This window comes from Rhodococcus sp. P3_B8, from assembly GCF_056402775.1.
Genome location: NZ_JBFUGT010000138.1, coordinates 1 through 16,547, shown reverse-complemented (window position 1 = coordinate 16,547; position 16,547 = coordinate 1). Strand labels below are relative to the sequence as shown.

Sequence of the window (16,547 nt, the reverse complement as noted above, 5' to 3'; positions counted from 1 at the left end):
CCCACACCCGTACGGTCTCCGTCTTCAGTGACATCCGTTCGGCGATTGTGCGGATCGCCTCGTATTCCGAGGCGTAGTCACCACGGTGCTCGAGGACCAGGCGCACGGCCTTCTCTCGCACCTCGGCTGGATAGACATTCGGCATAAGGATTACCTTCCCAAGAAAGAAGGTGCGCATCAAACCCGGGACGATTCAGTGTGGTGGTCGAAGCGGGCCAGCGGCCCGAACCGGCGGAAGGTGATCCCGTTCGGGGTGAACCTGTCGTGGTGGTAGATCCGAAACCACGAGTTTGGGGTGGTGGTGGGTGTCCAGGTCCAGCGGTGATCCACCGAAGGCAGTGGCCGTGTCGGGGCGGGGAGGGGCTTTACCATCCGGCGGCGGTCAGGCCGATCGCGACGGTGATGACGTGGTCGCTGTCGCGGGCCATTTCCTGGGCGGGGGTGCGGCCGGTGAAGGTGGTGTTGGGGCGGCTCATCCACCGCGAGAGGCTGACTTCACCGCCGGGGAACGCGCGGGTGAGGCGGTCGAGGTCGGGCAGGACCGGATCGGCCCGGTCGGGGGTGAACTGCCAGGTCGGGAACCGCCACTCCCGCCCGTCCTTGAGTCCGATGAGCCGCCCGTCGGCGGCCATGTCGGACACCGTCTGCCKGGAGACGCCGAGGATGTCCGCGACCTGGGTGCGGGTGAACGAGGCCGCGAGTTGCTCGCGCCGCTGATCGACCTGCAACTGCAGGTTCTCCTCCTCCAGCGTCGCGGTCCGCGCCGGGGTCGGGGCCGGTCCCCATTCGTCGTCGGGGACGCTCGCGAGGTGACGGCCGGGAGCGGAAACCGGCAAGGAACCGGTCGGGGCGGACTGCTCTTCCCGCAGGATCTGCGCGGCCATCTCGAGTGCCTCCACCTTGGTCTGAACGATCCGGGCTGGTGACCGCGGTGCCGGGGTGGTGATGGTGAGTTCGGTGACCCGCGACCACGCGAGGGCGCCGCCGTCCTCGGCGACGGTCACCTTCCAGCCGCCGGCGCGGTGGTGGCGGCGACCGGCGAGGTGGCGTGGTGCCCGCACATAGGGGGTGGTGTGCGGTGTGTGGCGACGTGTCCCGGGCATGGTGTACCTCCTGGACCCTCATTATACGGTTAATGCGGGATACGCGGGAAGTGCGGACATGTTTGAGGCGGGGGACCCAGTGAACGCAGGGGTACCGGCTGGACGTTGCCGGCGCCGCAGCCGTGCAGGAGGGAAGGCCTGGCGGCGGTCCATGGGGAGGTCACTTCACCAGCACATGTCTTGTGGTCGATCCGATGAAAACCGTCGAGTGCGTGTCACCCATGCGGGACACGTCGCGCACGGATGAGCACGGTGGTGCGGGTCTGCAGCAGACTTGGCAGTCATGACCGATCCGCTGTACGCCGACCTCACCGAACGTCTCGGTAGGGCTGTCGCCCGCGCCGCCATAGCGGGTGATCCCCTGTTCGGCACCGTGGAGGTCACCATCGAGGAGCTGGCGGAGTTGCTCGAACGCCACACCCCTCCCCGTGACCAGGATGCCGCACCGCACTGACAGTGCCTCTCGTGTACGTCGAGCGGCTCGCTCTGATGACCGCACACTTCAGGGCAGGATGAGACGGTGGGCAACCGAACCGCAGCAGACCCCGAACGTGAACTCGCCATGCTCGCCTCCGTACGCGACTGTCTCCGCGGGACGGCGGGCGAAGACTTCCGCATCCCCACCACCGCGCCCGACGAGGTTCTCGACGATCTCAACAGTGTTGAACGATCCGACGTGATTTACGGCGGGGTTGGGTGTGTTCAGGTGTCTGGATTCAGCTGTCGAAGAATCCGGTGATGAAGTCGTGGAGGAAGTTGGCGCCGATCTCGTTCCAAGTGGTCGGTGCGGGCCGGTTGGTTTCGGGTTCGTAGGCCAGTTCCCAACCGCTCGCCTTCCCGGGCATCGATCCGCAGCGTGCGTAGGCCCCGGGGTGGGCCTGGTGGTAGGCGTTCTCGGCCTTGATGCAGTCCGAGTAGGTCGGGTAGCCGGTGATGTACTCGGTGGCGCCGGCGGTGGGTGCGAGGAAGAGGGCTGGTGCGGTGATGATCGTGGCGGTTGCCAGGGCCGCGGCTGCGGTGCGGTTGAGGGTGCGGGGCATTTGGGGGTCCTGTCTCGAGATTGAGGCTGGGGGTTTGTGTCAGCTGCCGAAGAATCCGCCGAACGGCGGCGGGGTGGGCTCCGGGTTGGACTGCAGCTTCGGGATCTCGGCCGGGTCGTATTTCAGTTCTGTCTGTCCGTCAGCGGTTCCTGCCTTCATCAGGCACGATGTCCGCAGCCCCGGGTAGGCCTCACGGAGCGCCTTTCCCGCGTTCGCGCAGGCCGTCGATGATGGGTAGGTGGTGTAGACCGGGGTGGCACCGGCGGCCGGGGTGAGGGCCAGTGCAGGCCCGGCGAGAATCACGGTGGCGGCCAACGCGGTCGCCGCGGTGCGGGTGAAAATGCGAAGTTTCATGTGTGAGTCCTTTTCTTGTGGGTGATGGTGCGATTCGGCTGTATGGGCTTGGAGGCGTGCGCAGCCGTCAGTCGTGATTGCTGCCTGCAGGCACGCTGTGACACGGCAACCGGAGAATTTGGACCGCGGAAGACGTGCGGCCACATCAGTTCGGTCCCGCTGCCTCGGCTGAGTGCGTACCGCCGCGGTGCGGAGATTGTTCACGGGAGAGTTCTGGATTGATGCGATTCGGAGACTCGACGATCAGGGCCATGCTCCCAGCGGGGCCGATCACCCAGTTGTCATCGGGTCGGCGTTCGGGGACTCGCGGTGATAGCCCGCGCAGCGATCACTGCGGCAGCAAATCAAATGGCGGATTACATTGGGGCCAAAAGTCGTTGGTAGGTCTTGTGGCTTCAAGATGGGAGTTGGCGTGCTAGGAGCTACCGAAGCCTGACAATGAGCCCGTGCCGGGGGACGGTGTGGGAGGCGTCGGGCTGGCGGCGGGGGCAACGGCGACGTCGGTGGGGAGGGCGAATCCGGTCCCGATAATTGATTGGCCGCCGCCTCCTGCCGGCACCATCACCACTCTGTGGTTGCTGCTGTCGGCGATGTACACATTCGCGGCGGCATCGACCGCGACCCCGGATGGCCCGTTGAGGTCGGTGCCGATTTCAGTGTGGGGTCCGCCGTCGACGGGTACCTTGACCACTCGACTGTCGCCCTGGTTGGCGATGTAGACGTTGCCGGCATTGTCGACTGCGACACCGTCTGGCCGGTTGAGTCCGGTGGCGACAATGGTTTGGGGGCTTCCATCGCCGGGGATCTTGACCACGGTTCCGCCGTCGAAGTTGGCGATGAACAGGTTTCCGGTGGTGTCGACAGCGATCCCTGAAGGCGTGCGGAGATTGGTGCCGACGGTTGTCTGGGGACCTCCGTCGGAGGGCAGTTTGAGTACTCGTTGGTGGAGGGTGTCGCTGATGAATACGTCTCCGGCGGCGTTGACTGCGACCCGAGTGGGGGCGTACAGACCCGTGTCGAGGACGGTGGTCTGGGTGCCGTCGGGAGTCACCTTGACCACCCGATTGTTGCTGGTGTCGGCGATGAACACGGCGCCGCGGGTATCGATGGCCACACCGTTCGGCTGGTTCAACCCGCTACCGACCGCTGTCTGCACGCCGGCTGCCGGTGCAATGCTGACGACCTGATTCAAGATGACGTCGGCGACGTAGACGGTGACCGGCGGCGGCGTCACGTCGGCCGCCTTCGCCGGGGCAGCGGACAGCACGCCACCGGTGGTGATGCTCGTCAGCATTGCGCCCACCAGCGCGCCGGTCGTCAGCATCCCTGCTCGTCGGCGCCGGGGAAGCGACCGGGAGGGTGGACAGGCGACCTCACTCGGCGAGGGATGCAACGTCAGGGGCATCGAGAGTTCTCCTTGGTAAGGGCGGCCCGAAGACCGTAAGACGTGACGACCGCGCACTCCCCGGGTATGGGCAAGGCCTGGACAGCCAGACTGTAGTTCAAACTTCGATCACCGGCGCACATCCCTGGCGATCGCGGCGGCCGTGTCGTTGATGATGAGAATCTCACGGGCCGAATGTCATTCAGATGAATGACGATCAGACGCGGAACACTCTGGACCGTCGCCGTGGGGCCGTCGCCGGGTCAGGCTTGGTCTGTCCTCCACGTGAATGAACAGTGGGCCCTCTGGTAGAGATCTCAGGTATGAAGCTGCGAGGTAGGCCCCTGATCGTGCTGTTCACCGCGGCGAGCGCGGTTGCAACGCCGGGCGTTGCTTCGGCAGAGCCGTACGACTGGCAGCCACCAGAGGTCACCTTCGTTGCGGGGAATGACTCGCTCACGGCGATCATCCACAACCCCAACGACCGCGGGTACTGCTATGCGGGTATCGGGGTTGACGGTTCGGTTCATATCTTTGGTGAAGACCATGACGCAGCGCGGCCTGCCGGTGGAGAAACCTTCGAGGTGACCCACGAAGGGCTCGCTCCGGGCGTGTACAACGTCCTTTCGTTCTGCGCGCTCAGTGAAACCGAGGCGTACGAGAGATCAGAGCCGAGGTTCGATGACGTGCGTGTTGGTCCCGCCCCTGCCGAGCCGACATTCTGGGACGTGATCGGGCGCAGTTTCGGCTCCTGACAACGCTTCTGAGATGAACCCACGCGCCGAATGGGGATGCACGCCGCCGTGGAACCAAGGCAGATGCCTGCTAAGCAGCGGCAAAATCCGGCGTGGCACGACATGGCCGCCCGGCGGAGGCCGCTCGGTTCGAGCAGTGGGCAAGGTCGGGACGGGCCCGCCGAAGCTGCCGTCGTCGGTGTGTCATTCCTCTGAATGACACACGCACTAGAGGCTTCTCGCAAATCGGGTCCGTCGGACGGTTCTGCTACTTTTTCTGAGCACTCGCGCATCACGTTGTAGACAGGGAGTCTCTTGATGGGTATCAGTCTCAGCGGCGGCGTCGGCCCGCTCCGCGCATCCATACCGCTCACAGGTGGGCGTCGGAGGCCGGGGCCCGGTCTGACCGAGCAACTCGTCAGACTCGCGCTGATGTTGCTCGTCCTCCCGATCATCGCGATCTACTTCGCCCTCAAGCACGGATATCCGCGGGCGAAGAGGTTCTACACACACCCGGACCCCCAGGTGCGCCGTAATCGTCGTTTCGGCACCGCGATCGCTCTCACTGTATTGTTCGCGATTTCGGCAGTGTCGTCTCTTGCGCAGACGCACTTCGGGGACGCAGTGTTCGCCGCCGTCATGTGCGTGGGTCTCGGATACTGGGCGTACCGAGAGTCCGGCCGTCGGCGCAGTGAGCGCTCGGGTGGCATCGACTCGCACAACCATGCCCCGGGCAACCCGCCCGCGCCCTACAACCCGCGTCCGGCAGGCGAACCGGAGCCGTACCAGTTCATCGATACCCGCGCTCATCGCAGATAACGCGTCACGGTCCTCGCGCCGAGCCGACAGCACAGGGCAGGCGAGGTCGCTTGGCGTGCACGTCGAGCGACGATCGGTTGGCTCACAGGGCTCCTCGTGCCCACCCACCCTTGGGTGGCGGCTCGCACTCACCTGGGAAGGCCGGTGTCAGCGAGGGAAGAGGTGTTCGGTCAGTTGTCCCAGGGCGCCCTCGTCCAGGCGGGGGAGGATGTCCATCCACACGCGCAGTGGTGGTCGTCCGGTCACGGGTACGTCGACGAAGACGAGGGAGCGCTGCGGTGAGGTCCAGTCGCGCATGTCGAGTGTCGAGCACCCAGGGGTCGGTTCGAAGCCGCTGGTGCACACCACGCTCACCCCGGGCTCGACTGGAGTCAGAACGCGGGTTCCCGGCACATCGGGGTTGAAGAAGCCGGAGTCCTGCGGACCGAGCACGTCGTGGACGAACACTTGGGAGCCGCGAGGAATCGGCGGGGTGGCGGGGTCGGCGCCGGCGGGGGCTGAGCCGATCAGCACCGTTGCAGTGGCCAGTGCGAGAGCGGCGCCGGTACGCCGTCCGGAGGGAATCGGCAGGACCATGTCGGACTCCTTGGACAGGGACGGTGCGAAAGCGTGTCCTCACGGTAGCCGTTGTCCCGCATCGAGTTGCCGCTTCGCGTGGCTCGCACGGACCGGTTCCCACCACCCCACGGCCAGGCAATGAGGTGCCAGGATCCCTCTCCGTCGCACTTAGGACACGTACGCATCGGTGGGAACTGTTCAATCGCCGCCCCATGGGGCGCCCTGACGGTGGGCGATCACCCTTCGATCGATCCCTCGCTCCCGGTTATTTCCGTCCGGCGGTCCATTTCAGGCCCCAGCGGTAGGCCTTGGAGATGTCGGATTGGGTGCCGTTGATGTACCGCACTTCTCGTGTGACGGTGAGTTCGTTCTTTTCGTTTTTCAGCAGGGCGATGGCGCAGGAGCGGGCGCGGTTGTCGGGGGAGTCGAGGCGTACTTCTACTTGGGGGCCGTGGGGTGGGTACAAGGTGACCACGCCGTCGGCGGCGGACCAGTTCGGGGTGCCGTCGTAGATGTAGGCGAAGATGAGGATGCGTTTGAAGTCGGCGAGGTGGGCGAGGTTGATGTGCAGGTTCTCGCCGCCGGCGTTGGTGCCGGAGCGGTCGTCGCCGTCGAGGGCGATGTAGGGCGGGTAGTGCAGGTCGCCGAACGCCTTGCCGAGCGCCTGGACGACGCCTTTGGACCCGTCGTTGAGTTGGTAGAGGCAGGCGAGATCGAGGTCGATCGCGCCGTTGCCGAGGAGACCGCGCCGGCCGCGGGTCCAGTTGAGGTTGATCCGCATCGTTCCGGTGTCGCCGCCCTTGGCGAGGGACACGGTGGGGGCTGCCTTGGTGAGGGTGATCTTGCTGAGCTGGACCCGCGGCTGCGGCGCCGGAGGCGGGGTGGCCGCGGGAGGGCGAATCACATTCGCGGGTGGCTGGATTGGGGGAGTGGGTGCAGGGGTGGGGGCAGGCGGGTGGGTGGGGGCGTCCAGACTGCTTTCAACGTTCGCCGAAGTTGGAGTGGTGGAGTGACCGTGATAAGGCGACCGGAATCGAGCTCTGCCCGTACCCGCCCGCCAGGAGATGACCGCGATACTCAGCACCGGCATTTTGCGGGCCCGGCCAAGTATGGCGGTTGAGGGAGAGTCGGTACGTTTGCGCGCTGCGCTGTCCGACATCTCAGCTAGATAATGAGGTTGAGCGCATTCACCAAGGCGAGCGAGACCACCGAGGCTATCGATACTCCGAAGGTCACCAGCTTCAGCGTGCCTCTGGTCGTGAGACCGAGCATGCTCTGCACCATCCAGAAGGCATTGGCCGTCACATGCACTGCGAACAGTGAACCGGACGCGGCGGCCAGCCCGATGAGGGCTGGCTCGACACCGAGCTGCGGCGCGATGGGGGCCAGGATGCCTGCGGCGGTCAGCGCCGCGAGCGTCACCGAACCGATCGCTGCGTGCAGGACTGCCGCGATCGCCCAGACCAACAGCAGAGGCGCCACATGGCTGGCCGTGAAGGAGTCCTTCAGCACATCGCCGAGTCCACTGGCGGTTACCACTCCCGCGAGGGATCCGCCGACACCGGTCAGGATTAGGATCTGCCCACTGCTCCCGAAACCGCGCTGAATAGCGTTTGCGAGACGGTCATACCCCACCGTGTAGCGCGCGACGCCAACCGTACCGATGAGCCCGATCAACAGTGCGACAACCGGATCCGAGATGAGCTCGAGCACCGTGGGAACATCGCCCAATGCGTTGGCGACCGAACCGGACGCGATGAGCACCAAGCCCAGGAGCAGCGGAAGGAACAGGACCAGCAAGGGAACCGAGCGCGCATTTTCCTCGGCGCGTACCGCGACCGCTGTCGCGCCGTGACTCTGCCCCTGGGGACCGTCCTCGGTGGACTCCGCGGGGTGCGTTCCCTGGTCAGGCCCTACAGTGCCGCCGGCTATCTCGTGCCCGTCGTGGGGCGTGGTGGCCGGGAGGGGTTCCTGCTCGTCCTTGTCCGGGTTCCAGAAGCCGCGCTTGATCAGCGTGAAAATGATGACCGTGGACAGCAGGATCGTCGGGATGATCACGATCAGGTCCCACAGCAGCATCTTGCCGAGCGGGATGTCGAGCAGTCCGGCGATGGCGAGATTGGCGGCGCCGGGGACCATCATCGCCAGGCCGCAGTACAACCCGAGCGTCAGCGCGGAACCGGCCCGAGCAAGGCCGAATCGCCCCAAGCGCGGACTCGCGGCGCGCGCCAGCGGGGCACTGATCACGACGAGGACGTCGAGATAGATGGACTGCAGTCCGGTGCCGACAGTGAGCCCGAGGGCGTAAGGCAGACCGCGCTTTCCGAAGCGGTTGAGCAGCACGTCGACCAGTCGGGATATCGCGCCGGTCTCTTGTAACAACGCGCCGATGAGGACCCCGAAGACGATCAGCATCCCGATGTCGGCCATGACATCGCCGAATCCTTCGGTCATTGCCATAAGTGTGCCACCGGCCCCGAGCCCACCGGTGAGACCGATGTAGAGCGCCCCGATTACCAGCGACATCACCGGGTCGAGTTTGACGACGACGATCAGGCCGATGACGCCTAGGATGGCGATGACAATATTAACGATGAGCATGGTGTCGGACACGGAGAGCTCCTTTGCTCTGGGAAGTGTGCCGCTGGTCAATGGTTGAGCACGTCCTCGTGGGGGCCACAGGGTGGCGTCGATCCCGAGCTGCTCGCGACCGGTCATCTCGGAGGGGGCGGGGGAACCGAGCGCCAGGACCCTCCCGCCTGCTCCTTGTGGGCCGCCGCGAGATCGCGGAGCCGGTGGGAGTAGCCATCAGTGGCGTAATCCGTGCGAGTCGGGTCGATGACGATCATGAGGTGGTCGATGCCCTGGCGATTTTCCTAATCTGCTTCGCCCAGAGCGTGATTGGCAATCGACATAGTGCCTCAAATTCGACGTCGTCGCCCGCGCCGATGTCAGTGAGAGCGCGCTTGTGGCCAAGGGGCCCGGGTCGAGCACCTCGACAGACGATTCGGTCAGTACCCGACAGGACGGCACAGGAGACCTGAGCCGGTTCAAGATTACTGACCGCGACGGCCTCCGCATCGCCCTCCTCGTGGCCGAAGAAATCTAAACTTTGAACGAGACGTATCGCTCTCATTCTGGGTGGTAAGACCTCTTACTTCCTGGAACGCTACTGTTATCGCGGTCACAGTGTCAAGGGTCTGGCCTCGAAATGCGGGTCGCGCTGGGGGTGCTATCGCATTGACCGACAACAGGTCAGGAGAAAGACGTGTTATGAGTTGCTACGCGTGCGTGTCCAACGAGTTGGCTGCGATTTGCATAGGAGGGTGGCGGACTCCGAAAAGCGCTCAGTAGGAAGCGTCAACGCGTTCAACGGACAGTGCGGATCTACCGTCGCATGCTCGACCAGAGGGCCCGAGCCAATCTCGGCGCGTACTCACCGCGACGAAATACCCTCCGGGCGAACCGATCAGACTCGCAGTCGACGACGCCTCGAGGACAACAGCAGGACGTTGCCCAGGACGGTCTTGAGCGTTGTCGCGTGCCACTACCCCTCTCCCGCAACAGTGCCCAGCATCAAAGCCATATCGATCGACGATCGGTCGCGACCTTGTGCTCTTACTTCATGTTCGGGTGGTGGTAGCGCGTGAGGAAGCTTCAGGCGCTGCCGCGCACGTAGAAGTGACTCACTGGTCCGATCACCGGGGATGGTCGGCCGGCCCGGATCGAAGGCCTGGGCGGTGCCATTTTCGACGGGTGACCTTACATTTGATCAAATGGCCGCTTCGCGGTCGGATACTGCATCCTGCGCCTGTCTGCTCGGGCAAGGGTGGCGGAGCGAGAGCCCTGCAACGGCGGGTGTAGGCGAAGCGATTTGATTGGATTCGGTGGTGAGACGGCGTCTCTCGGACGCGGAGGTGCCGCCCCAGACGCCGAATGCTTCATCGGCCGTGACGGCGTGATCGCGGCATTCCGGCCGGACCGGGCACCCCATGCAGATCTGTTTGGCGACGCGTTCGCGTCGGATTCGCGCGCCATTACCCTCTCCTTCACAGGGAAAGAAGAGATCCGCGTTCATGTTTCGGCACCGAGCATGAAATTGCCATTTCCCGAAGCGACTGAGGGGCGCAGGAAGCTGCGAGGTGAGCAGAGTCATCGTTCTCGTGTCTTTCCGGTGAGGGGTGTCGGGCTGCGCGTGGAGTACGCACCTCAGCTGTCTACTCCGGTAGGGGTGGTGAGGATCTCGGTCTAGTGCGGCAGATATTCGTGAGTCGTCGGTTGATCTGCCGGTGGCAGGGTGTCGCCGGCACCCTCCGTCCGATCGTGTTTCACGCGTCGGAAGTCTTGCTCAGGGGACGGCTCAGGTCGATGAGGGGTGCTCGGCTGATCCACGGACCCAGTAGACGACACGGACGTCGCGGATCGTAATCGTCACCTCCGGCTACTAGGACTTTGGAGATATGGGTGGTTGGTGCTCCTGGAGCCGGCCATCACCCGGCCATCCCTGTCGACATTGCGATCGGGTTGGCCGGGGATGTTCGGTTCAGGTCATGACCGGTTGGTCGGTGCTGGGGGCAACTGCCACGCCCAGACGCCCGGCCCATCCGATCAACTGGTCGACCGTGGTCGTCGTGAGGTCGAGCGGAGTGTTGGCGGGAAGGTTACCGATTGCCGACCGGCGGGCGCCCGGTAGTCGACCTCCGTGTTCACCCACAAGATTCGCCAGCCTGTCGATTCGATCCTGGGCACCTTTTCCGCTGCTGTCGAGGCGGGCAGGGTCGACAGTCACGATGAGGTGACCGATCCGCTGTGGATGTTTGGCGTCGGAGTCGTCGAACATGTCGGGGACGTCCACCGACAGGTGGGGGCCGACCGCACCGCCGGCGAGTGCCTCGATCAGGAAGGCAAGGGCGAATCCCTTGGCACCCCCCAGCGGGGACAACATGCCGTGCAGTGCGGCCTGCGGGTCTGTCGTCGGTTCTCCGTGGGCATCCAGTGCCCACCCGTCGGGAAGTTGATCGCCGTTCTGGGCGTGGGCTGCGATCTTGCCCCGGGCGACCGCGCTGGTGGCGAGGTCGATGATGGCCGGGGTGGGTCGGCTGGGTATGCCTGCGGCGATCGGTGATGTCGACAGCAACGGCTTGTTGCCGCCCCACGGGGGCATCACAGCGGGTCCGTTCGAGAAGGCGAGCGCGATGTAGCCGGCGTCGATTGCGGCGCGGGTGTAGATGCCGAGGGCTCCGCAGTGACCGGAATTGCCGACCGACACCACCGCGACTCCGTATGCGGTGCAGCGTTCGGCGGCGAGTTCGGCTGCGCGCCAGAGCTGCCAGTGCCCGAGACCGCCGCCGCCGTCCAGCGCGAGGACGGGACCGGTGTCGCTGACCGTGACCAACTCGGCCTCCGGGGGGTATCCACCTGCTTGCATTCGTTCGAGGTAATAGGGTAGGCGCAGCAGGCCGTGGGAGCCGATGCCCCACAGGTCGGCCTGCACGATGCATTCCGCGGTTGTTGCCGCCCGGGTGGGCTCGAGCCCCGCCGCACGCAGGAGGTCCGTGGCCAGGTCGATGGCAGCGTTTGCGGTGTCGATCATGAGCGGGCCTCTCGGTGGGTTCCGACCGCAGCGGTCGCGCTGCGACCGTCGAGCACCGCCGCGATGTTGTCGGCAAGTACTGCGAGGATTCGGTCCTGGCTATGGGTGGTGATTCCTGCGATGTGCGGGGTGAGAATCACGTTGTCGAGTTTCTCGAGGCGCCCCGGGGGTGGGGGTTCTACTTCCCGGACATCGAGTGCGGCGGCGCCGAGGCGACCGGTCTCGAGGGCATCGGCCAGTGCGTTTTCATCGACTACTTCACCGCGTCCGACGTTGACCAGTACTGCGGTGGGTTTCATGACAGCGAGGAGTTCACTGTTGATGAGGTGCGCGGTGCCGCGGGTCGCCGGAAGGTGGCACGACATCACGTCCGCTCTCGCTGCGACCAGGGCAGGAAGCTCCACCAATTCGACCCCTTCCTGTGCCAACTTTTCGGTATCGGCGAACGGGTCGTACGCAACGATCGTCATGCCGAGGCTGCGGGCGAGGCGGGCGCAGGCCCGTCCGGTTGCTCCGGCTCCCAACAGTCCCCACACGCCGCCGTGAAGTTCCCGACCAGGGGTACGGTGCCAGCCGCCCCGGCGGCAGTCGGCGTCGAGTTCGACGGTGCGGCGCACCGCGGACAGGGCCATCCCGAGCGTGTGCTCAGCGACGCTGATCGCGTTGGCGCCCAAGGGGGCCACCACCACGACCCCGGCCTCGTTGGCGCACTCGAGATCGATATTGTCCAGGCCGACCCCGGCGCGGGCGATGACCCGCAGGGACGGACATGCCTCGATCAGCTGGCGATCGACCTGGGTCCGGTTGCGGACTACGAGTGCCCGGGACCGCGAGCCCAGCTCGAGCAGCTTTTCCCGGTCTTGCCAGGCGTGGGGTGCACGCAGAATCGAGCGCGAGGTCCCCAGATCGTCGAACGCCTGCCCCCACACGTCCTCGGTGATGACTGCGTCGATCATTCCGTCGATGTCAGACATGGTCTGCCCCCTCGGAGTTGAGCAGGGTCGAGCTCGGGTCGAGGACCTTGGCCATGGCGATGACGTCCTCGTCACCGTAGCCGTGGGCGATGGCGGCGACGAGCTGCGCAAGACCTTGTGCAGCAACAGGTGTCGGCACACCGGTCCGTGCGGCGGCGTCGACTGCGAGTCGGACGTCCTTGGCGGCGAGTGTGACACCGAATCGTGCGGTGTAGTCGTTGTCGATGATCCACGGCAGCCGCACGTCCGACTGGAACGAACATGCCCCGGTGTCTTTGAGGGCGGCGGCGAACATCTCCGGCGTGATGTCGACGCTGCGGGCGAGCACGTATCCCTCGGCGAGCACGGCGAGATTGGTCATCCCGATCAAGTTCGAGATCAGCTTGAACATGGCCGCTCCCTCGGGGGAGCCGAAGTCGTAGGTCTGCTGGCCGATCCGGTCGAGCAGCGGCTGCAGTTGGGTGAGCGCTTGCGCTGATCCGCCGACGAACAGCGGGATCTCGCCGTTTTCGGCGGCGGCGGGGGTCTTGCCCAGGGCGCAGGAGACGAAGCCGTGGCCCAGGCCTTCGAGGAGTTCGGCCGTGGTGCGTGCTGTGGCGGGATCGATCGTCGAGACATCCACCGCAATCGCCGAGTCGGCGAGGTGCGGCGCCACTTCGCGCCACATGGACAGGACGTGCTCGGGGAGCGGGAGGCTGGTGAACACCACATCCGCCCCGGCCACCGCATCGATGGCGGATGCGGCGGCGACGGCACCGACCTGGATGCAGTCGTTGACGGCGGCGTCGTTGAGGTCGAAGACCCGGACGTCGTATCCGCCGGTAGCCAGGCGGCGAGCAACCGCGCCGCCCATCTTTCCGACGCCGATGAAGGCAACCTTCGTGCTGGTGGTCATTGCATCTCCTTGCTGAGTGGCCGCCCGGCCGGCGGGCTACCGGTCGTGGCCGACCCGGTAGCGCCGACAGCTTCGGTGGTGGCTGATGGGTTGGTTGAGGTGGATTGTGGGGCTGGATCGTCGTCGGCGTCGACGTCTTGTCCGATGGGTTCCCACCGGATCAGGAGCAGGGTGAGCAGACCCAAGGTCGGTGCGAGCGCCACGACCAGATAGACGCCGGTGCCCAGATGGGCGCCCAGGATCGGGAAGAAGAGCAGGGCCACGGTCGACCCGATCCGCAGCAGCGCTTGGCTGAATCCAGAGCCGACTCCGCGCAGCGAGGTCGGGTAGCTCAGGGTCGCCATGGTCATGCCCTGCGCGCCGGGGCCCGCGGCGTGCGCGAAGACGAAGGCGCCGAGCAGGGCAGCCGCACCGATCAGCATCGTCGTACTCGATGGCGTTCCGATGAGCGCCAGGCCCACCAGGGCGGCGAGGCAGATCCCGAATCCGATCGTGGAGAGCTTCCACGATCCCCACTTGCCGGCCAGTTTGACGCCGAGGAATCCTCCGGTGATGCCGAAGAGGACGTTGAACGCCAGCGCCCCGACGATCGAGGTGAGCCGGTCCTGGGCGAGGAACCCGATGATGATTCCGGGCAGGGCGAACCCGACGGCGTAATACTGCATGGATTGGCAGGCGGAGACCGTCGCAGCCAGGATCGTGCGTTGCCGGTAGCGGCGGGTGAACAGTCTGCGGAAATCCCCGAACTTGGGTTTGTCGCCCGAAGGTAGCTCTCTCGGAGCATCCGGGTCGAGGTGGACCTTCAGGCCGTAGGACTTCTTGAGGATCGCCGCCGCCCGCTCGAGGTCTCCCTGGTTCGCGGCCCAGGAGGGGGACTCGTCCATGTAGCGGTGGCGAACGAGCATGACAGCGAGCGCGGGGACGGCACCGAAACCGACTGCCCATCGCCACAAGTTGTCATGGGCTGATTCGGGAACGATGAAATACAGGGGGAGGAGTACGAGAAAACTCGACGCCGTCGCCAAGTACCACATCGGTTGCCAAAGGGTTACTTGCCCGCCCTTTCGGGCCGATCGGGTGAACTCGGCGATGAATGCAAGGGCGACAGGGAAGTCGATGCCGATGCCGACACCCATCACGAACCGGCCCGCAGTGAGAATTTCCACGTTCGGTGCCACGGCGCAGACCAGCGCTGCGACGACGAAGAAGAACATGTCGGCCATGAAGAGCTTGTAACGGCCCAACCGGTCGACAAGATACCCACCGACCAGGGCACCGATGAGGGCGCCGACCATGATGGAACATGCGACGATTCCCTCACCGACAGGACCCAATTGGTAGGTGTGGGCGATGTCGTGGAGCCCGAAGGCAATCGCGGAGAAATCGTAGGCATCGATGAAGATGCCACCTAAGGCGATGAAGGTAATTGCTCGGGCATTGCCGCCTTTCGCGATACCCGAATTGACCAGGTTGGTGACGTCGCGTGCGGATCTGATGATGATCGGCTCGCCCGTCGAGTGCGCACCTGACATGGCATTGCTCCCTTAACGCGGACTCTACGGGCCTCGTGACCGTGCCGCTAGGTCGTTCCGGACTGGGGTGGAGCGTGGAGGATCGAACGGATTCAGATCAGAGCCCGATCGCGAGGTATCGGGTCTCTTCGAACTCCTCGAGGCCGATCTCGGCACCTTCACGGCCGAGTCCGGATTGCTTCGTTCCGCCCATCGGCGCGAATGCCGCCGTGGGCAGGGCGTTGTTGATACCGGTGATACCGACGTCGAGACGCTCGGCAACTCGCCACACACGGGCGGTGTCGCGGGTGTAGAAGTATCCAGCGAGCCCCATTTCCGTGGCGTTGGCGCGCGCGAGCACCTCGTCTTCGTCCTCGAACTGGAAGATCGCGGCTGCCGGGCCGAATACCTCCTCGGTGGCCAGCCCCACGTGTTCGGGGACATCGACCAGCAAGGCAGGAGCGCAGAATGCGCCGGTGGGAAGATCAAAGTCGCGGGTGATCTTCTTTGCACCGGCATCCACAGCCTGATCGACCAGATCATTCACGGCGCGGACGCGTCGCTGGTCGATGCAGGCCGCGAGGTCGGGAACCGGTGAGGACAATCCGTTGCCCACCGTCATCTCATCGACTGCGGCAGCGAATCGGCTGGTGAATTCGTCGTACACGGCGGAATGGACGAAGAAGCGGTTCGCTCCGATGCAGGACTGTCCCGTATTTCGGAACTTGGCGATCATGGCGCCGGCCACCGAGGCGTCGATGTCGGCGTCGTCGAAGACGATGAACGCGGCATTTCCGCCCAGTTCGAGCAGCGGCCGGGTGATACGTCGGCTCGCTTTTGCCATGATGTCCTGTCCGACACCGGTCGAACCTGTGAACGAGACGACACGCACGGCGGGATGCTGGAGATAGGCATCCGTGATCTCGGCGGCGGGGCCGTGAACCAGGTTGATGGTGCCGTTGGGGAGGCCGGCGTCAGTCAAGGCGCGGACAAGTTCGGTCGCGGCCAACGGCGCCTGGTCCGAGACCCGGGCCACGACGGTGCAGCCGGCCGCGAGAGCGGGCGCGAGCTTGCGGGCCTGGATCGAGCAGGGGAAGTTCCACGGGGTGAGGCTGGCCACGACACCGGCGGGACGACGGAGTGTCATGTGGCGGCGATCGGCCGCTTCGTGTGTGTGCACACTGCCACTCGGGCGGCGCGCCTGCTCGGCGAACCAGCGGAAGTATTCCGCGGAGAACGCGACCTCGCCGACGGCTTCGGGTTTGCGTTTGCCCGCCTCGGCGGCCAGAAGTGTGCCGATCTCCTCGGCACGCGCGGTGATCAGGTCGGCGGCCTTGTGGAGCAGGTCTGCACGTTGCCGTGCAGGTGTATCCGCCCATGCGGGAAGCGCGGCTGCAGCAGCGTCGGCCGCCGCGGTGGCCTCGGCGCGGCCGCCGTAGCCGATCCGGCCCACGACGGACCCCGTCACGGGGTTCAGCACATCCTTCTGTTCGGTGGTTTCGTGCCACGCACCGTCGATGAGAACGCTCGGTGTATTCGCCATTATCTGTGAATTCCTTACTCTGAGAGGCCGGGGGAGGGC

Annotated in this window: 16 protein-coding genes; 3 read left to right on the top strand and 13 right to left on the bottom strand. The window is 65.3% G+C overall.

Going from position 1 to position 16,547, the window contains the following annotated elements:
• Positions 1-365 precede the first annotated feature (365 nt).
• A complete protein-coding gene (locus AC1D1G_RS28755; protein ID WP_477954709.1) occupies positions 366-1,103 on the bottom strand; it encodes a helix-turn-helix domain-containing protein in 738 nt (245 codons plus the stop codon).
• 283 nt (positions 1,104-1,386) lie between these two features.
• Here AC1D1G_RS28755 and AC1D1G_RS28750 point away from each other — a divergent pair, with 283 nt between their 5' ends.
• Complete coding sequence (locus AC1D1G_RS28750) at positions 1,387-1,557, top strand: hypothetical protein (RefSeq protein ID WP_477954707.1); 171 nt, start codon at positions 1,387-1,389, stop codon at positions 1,555-1,557.
• 262 nt (positions 1,558-1,819) lie between these two features.
• Here the strand turns inward: AC1D1G_RS28750 and AC1D1G_RS28745 are convergent, their stop codons facing one another.
• The 3 genes from AC1D1G_RS28745 to AC1D1G_RS28735 all read right to left on the bottom strand — a co-directional run bounded on the left by AC1D1G_RS28745 (position 1,820) and on the right by AC1D1G_RS28735 (position 3,821).
• The gene (locus AC1D1G_RS28745; RefSeq protein ID WP_477954705.1) at positions 1,820-2,143 is read right to left on the bottom strand and encodes a hypothetical protein; all 324 of its coding nucleotides are present in this window, start codon (positions 2,141-2,143) and stop codon (positions 1,820-1,822) included.
• A 39-nt stretch (positions 2,144-2,182) separates the two neighbouring features.
• On the bottom strand, positions 2,183-2,497 hold the full coding sequence (locus AC1D1G_RS28740; protein WP_269592705.1) for a hypothetical protein: 315 nt from the start codon (positions 2,495-2,497) through the stop codon (positions 2,183-2,185).
• A gap of 415 nt (positions 2,498-2,912) precedes the next feature.
• Positions 2,913-3,821 (bottom strand): NHL repeat-containing protein, encoded by a 909-nt coding sequence (locus AC1D1G_RS28735; protein WP_477954703.1) that lies wholly within the window; start codon positions 3,819-3,821, stop codon positions 2,913-2,915.
• A 410-nt stretch (positions 3,822-4,231) separates the two neighbouring features.
• Between AC1D1G_RS28735 and AC1D1G_RS28730 the strand changes: the two genes are divergently transcribed.
• Together AC1D1G_RS28730 and AC1D1G_RS28725 are read left to right on the top strand one after the other, a co-directional pair.
• Entirely contained in the window at positions 4,232-4,636 is a 405-nt protein-coding gene (locus tag AC1D1G_RS28730) for a hypothetical protein (RefSeq protein WP_477954701.1), read from the top strand.
• 297 nt (positions 4,637-4,933) lie between these two features.
• Positions 4,934-5,434: a hypothetical protein gene (locus tag AC1D1G_RS28725; RefSeq protein WP_477954699.1), complete on the top strand. Its 501-nt coding sequence runs from the start codon at positions 4,934-4,936 to the stop codon at positions 5,432-5,434.
• 147 nt (positions 5,435-5,581) lie between these two features.
• Here AC1D1G_RS28725 and AC1D1G_RS28720 read toward each other — a convergent pair whose 3' ends face one another.
• The 9 genes from AC1D1G_RS28720 to AC1D1G_RS28680 form a co-directional block, all read right to left on the bottom strand.
• Entirely contained in the window at positions 5,582-6,010 is a 429-nt protein-coding gene (locus tag AC1D1G_RS28720; RefSeq protein WP_477954697.1) for a hypothetical protein, read from the bottom strand.
• 247 nt (positions 6,011-6,257) lie between these two features.
• The gene (locus AC1D1G_RS28715) at positions 6,258-6,896 is read right to left on the bottom strand and encodes a TerD family protein (protein WP_477954695.1); all 639 of its coding nucleotides are present in this window, start codon (positions 6,894-6,896) and stop codon (positions 6,258-6,260) included.
• A gap of 260 nt (positions 6,897-7,156) precedes the next feature.
• Complete coding sequence (locus AC1D1G_RS28710; RefSeq protein WP_477954693.1) at positions 7,157-8,605, bottom strand: GntP family permease; 1,449 nt, start codon at positions 8,603-8,605, stop codon at positions 7,157-7,159.
• A 1,159-nt stretch (positions 8,606-9,764) separates the two neighbouring features.
• The gene (locus AC1D1G_RS28705; protein WP_477954691.1) at positions 9,765-10,148 is read right to left on the bottom strand and encodes a WhiB family transcriptional regulator; all 384 of its coding nucleotides are present in this window, start codon (positions 10,146-10,148) and stop codon (positions 9,765-9,767) included.
• Positions 10,149-10,535: 387 nt separating this feature from the next.
• On the bottom strand, positions 10,536-11,585 hold the full coding sequence (locus AC1D1G_RS28700; protein WP_477954689.1) for an Ldh family oxidoreductase: 1,050 nt from the start codon (positions 11,583-11,585) through the stop codon (positions 10,536-10,538).
• Positions 11,582-12,559, bottom strand: a complete 978-nt coding sequence (locus tag AC1D1G_RS28695) for a hydroxyacid dehydrogenase (RefSeq protein ID WP_477954687.1) — start codon at positions 12,557-12,559, stop codon at positions 11,582-11,584. The genes AC1D1G_RS28700 and AC1D1G_RS28695 overlap by 4 nt, the downstream gene beginning before the upstream one ends.
• Positions 12,552-13,454 carry an NAD(P)-dependent oxidoreductase gene (locus AC1D1G_RS28690; protein ID WP_477954685.1) on the bottom strand — a complete coding sequence of 301 codons (903 nt, stop codon included), beginning with the start codon at positions 13,452-13,454 and terminating at the stop codon, positions 12,552-12,554. The genes AC1D1G_RS28695 and AC1D1G_RS28690 overlap by 8 nt, the downstream gene beginning before the upstream one ends.
• Positions 13,451-14,986: an MFS transporter gene (locus AC1D1G_RS28685; protein WP_477954683.1), complete on the bottom strand. Its 1,536-nt coding sequence runs from the start codon at positions 14,984-14,986 to the stop codon at positions 13,451-13,453. The genes AC1D1G_RS28690 and AC1D1G_RS28685 overlap by 4 nt, the downstream gene beginning before the upstream one ends.
• Before the next feature lie 97 nt (positions 14,987-15,083).
• Entirely contained in the window at positions 15,084-16,508 is a 1,425-nt protein-coding gene (locus tag AC1D1G_RS28680) for an NAD-dependent succinate-semialdehyde dehydrogenase (protein ID WP_477954681.1), read from the bottom strand.
• Between the last annotated feature and the right edge of the window lie 39 nt (positions 16,509-16,547).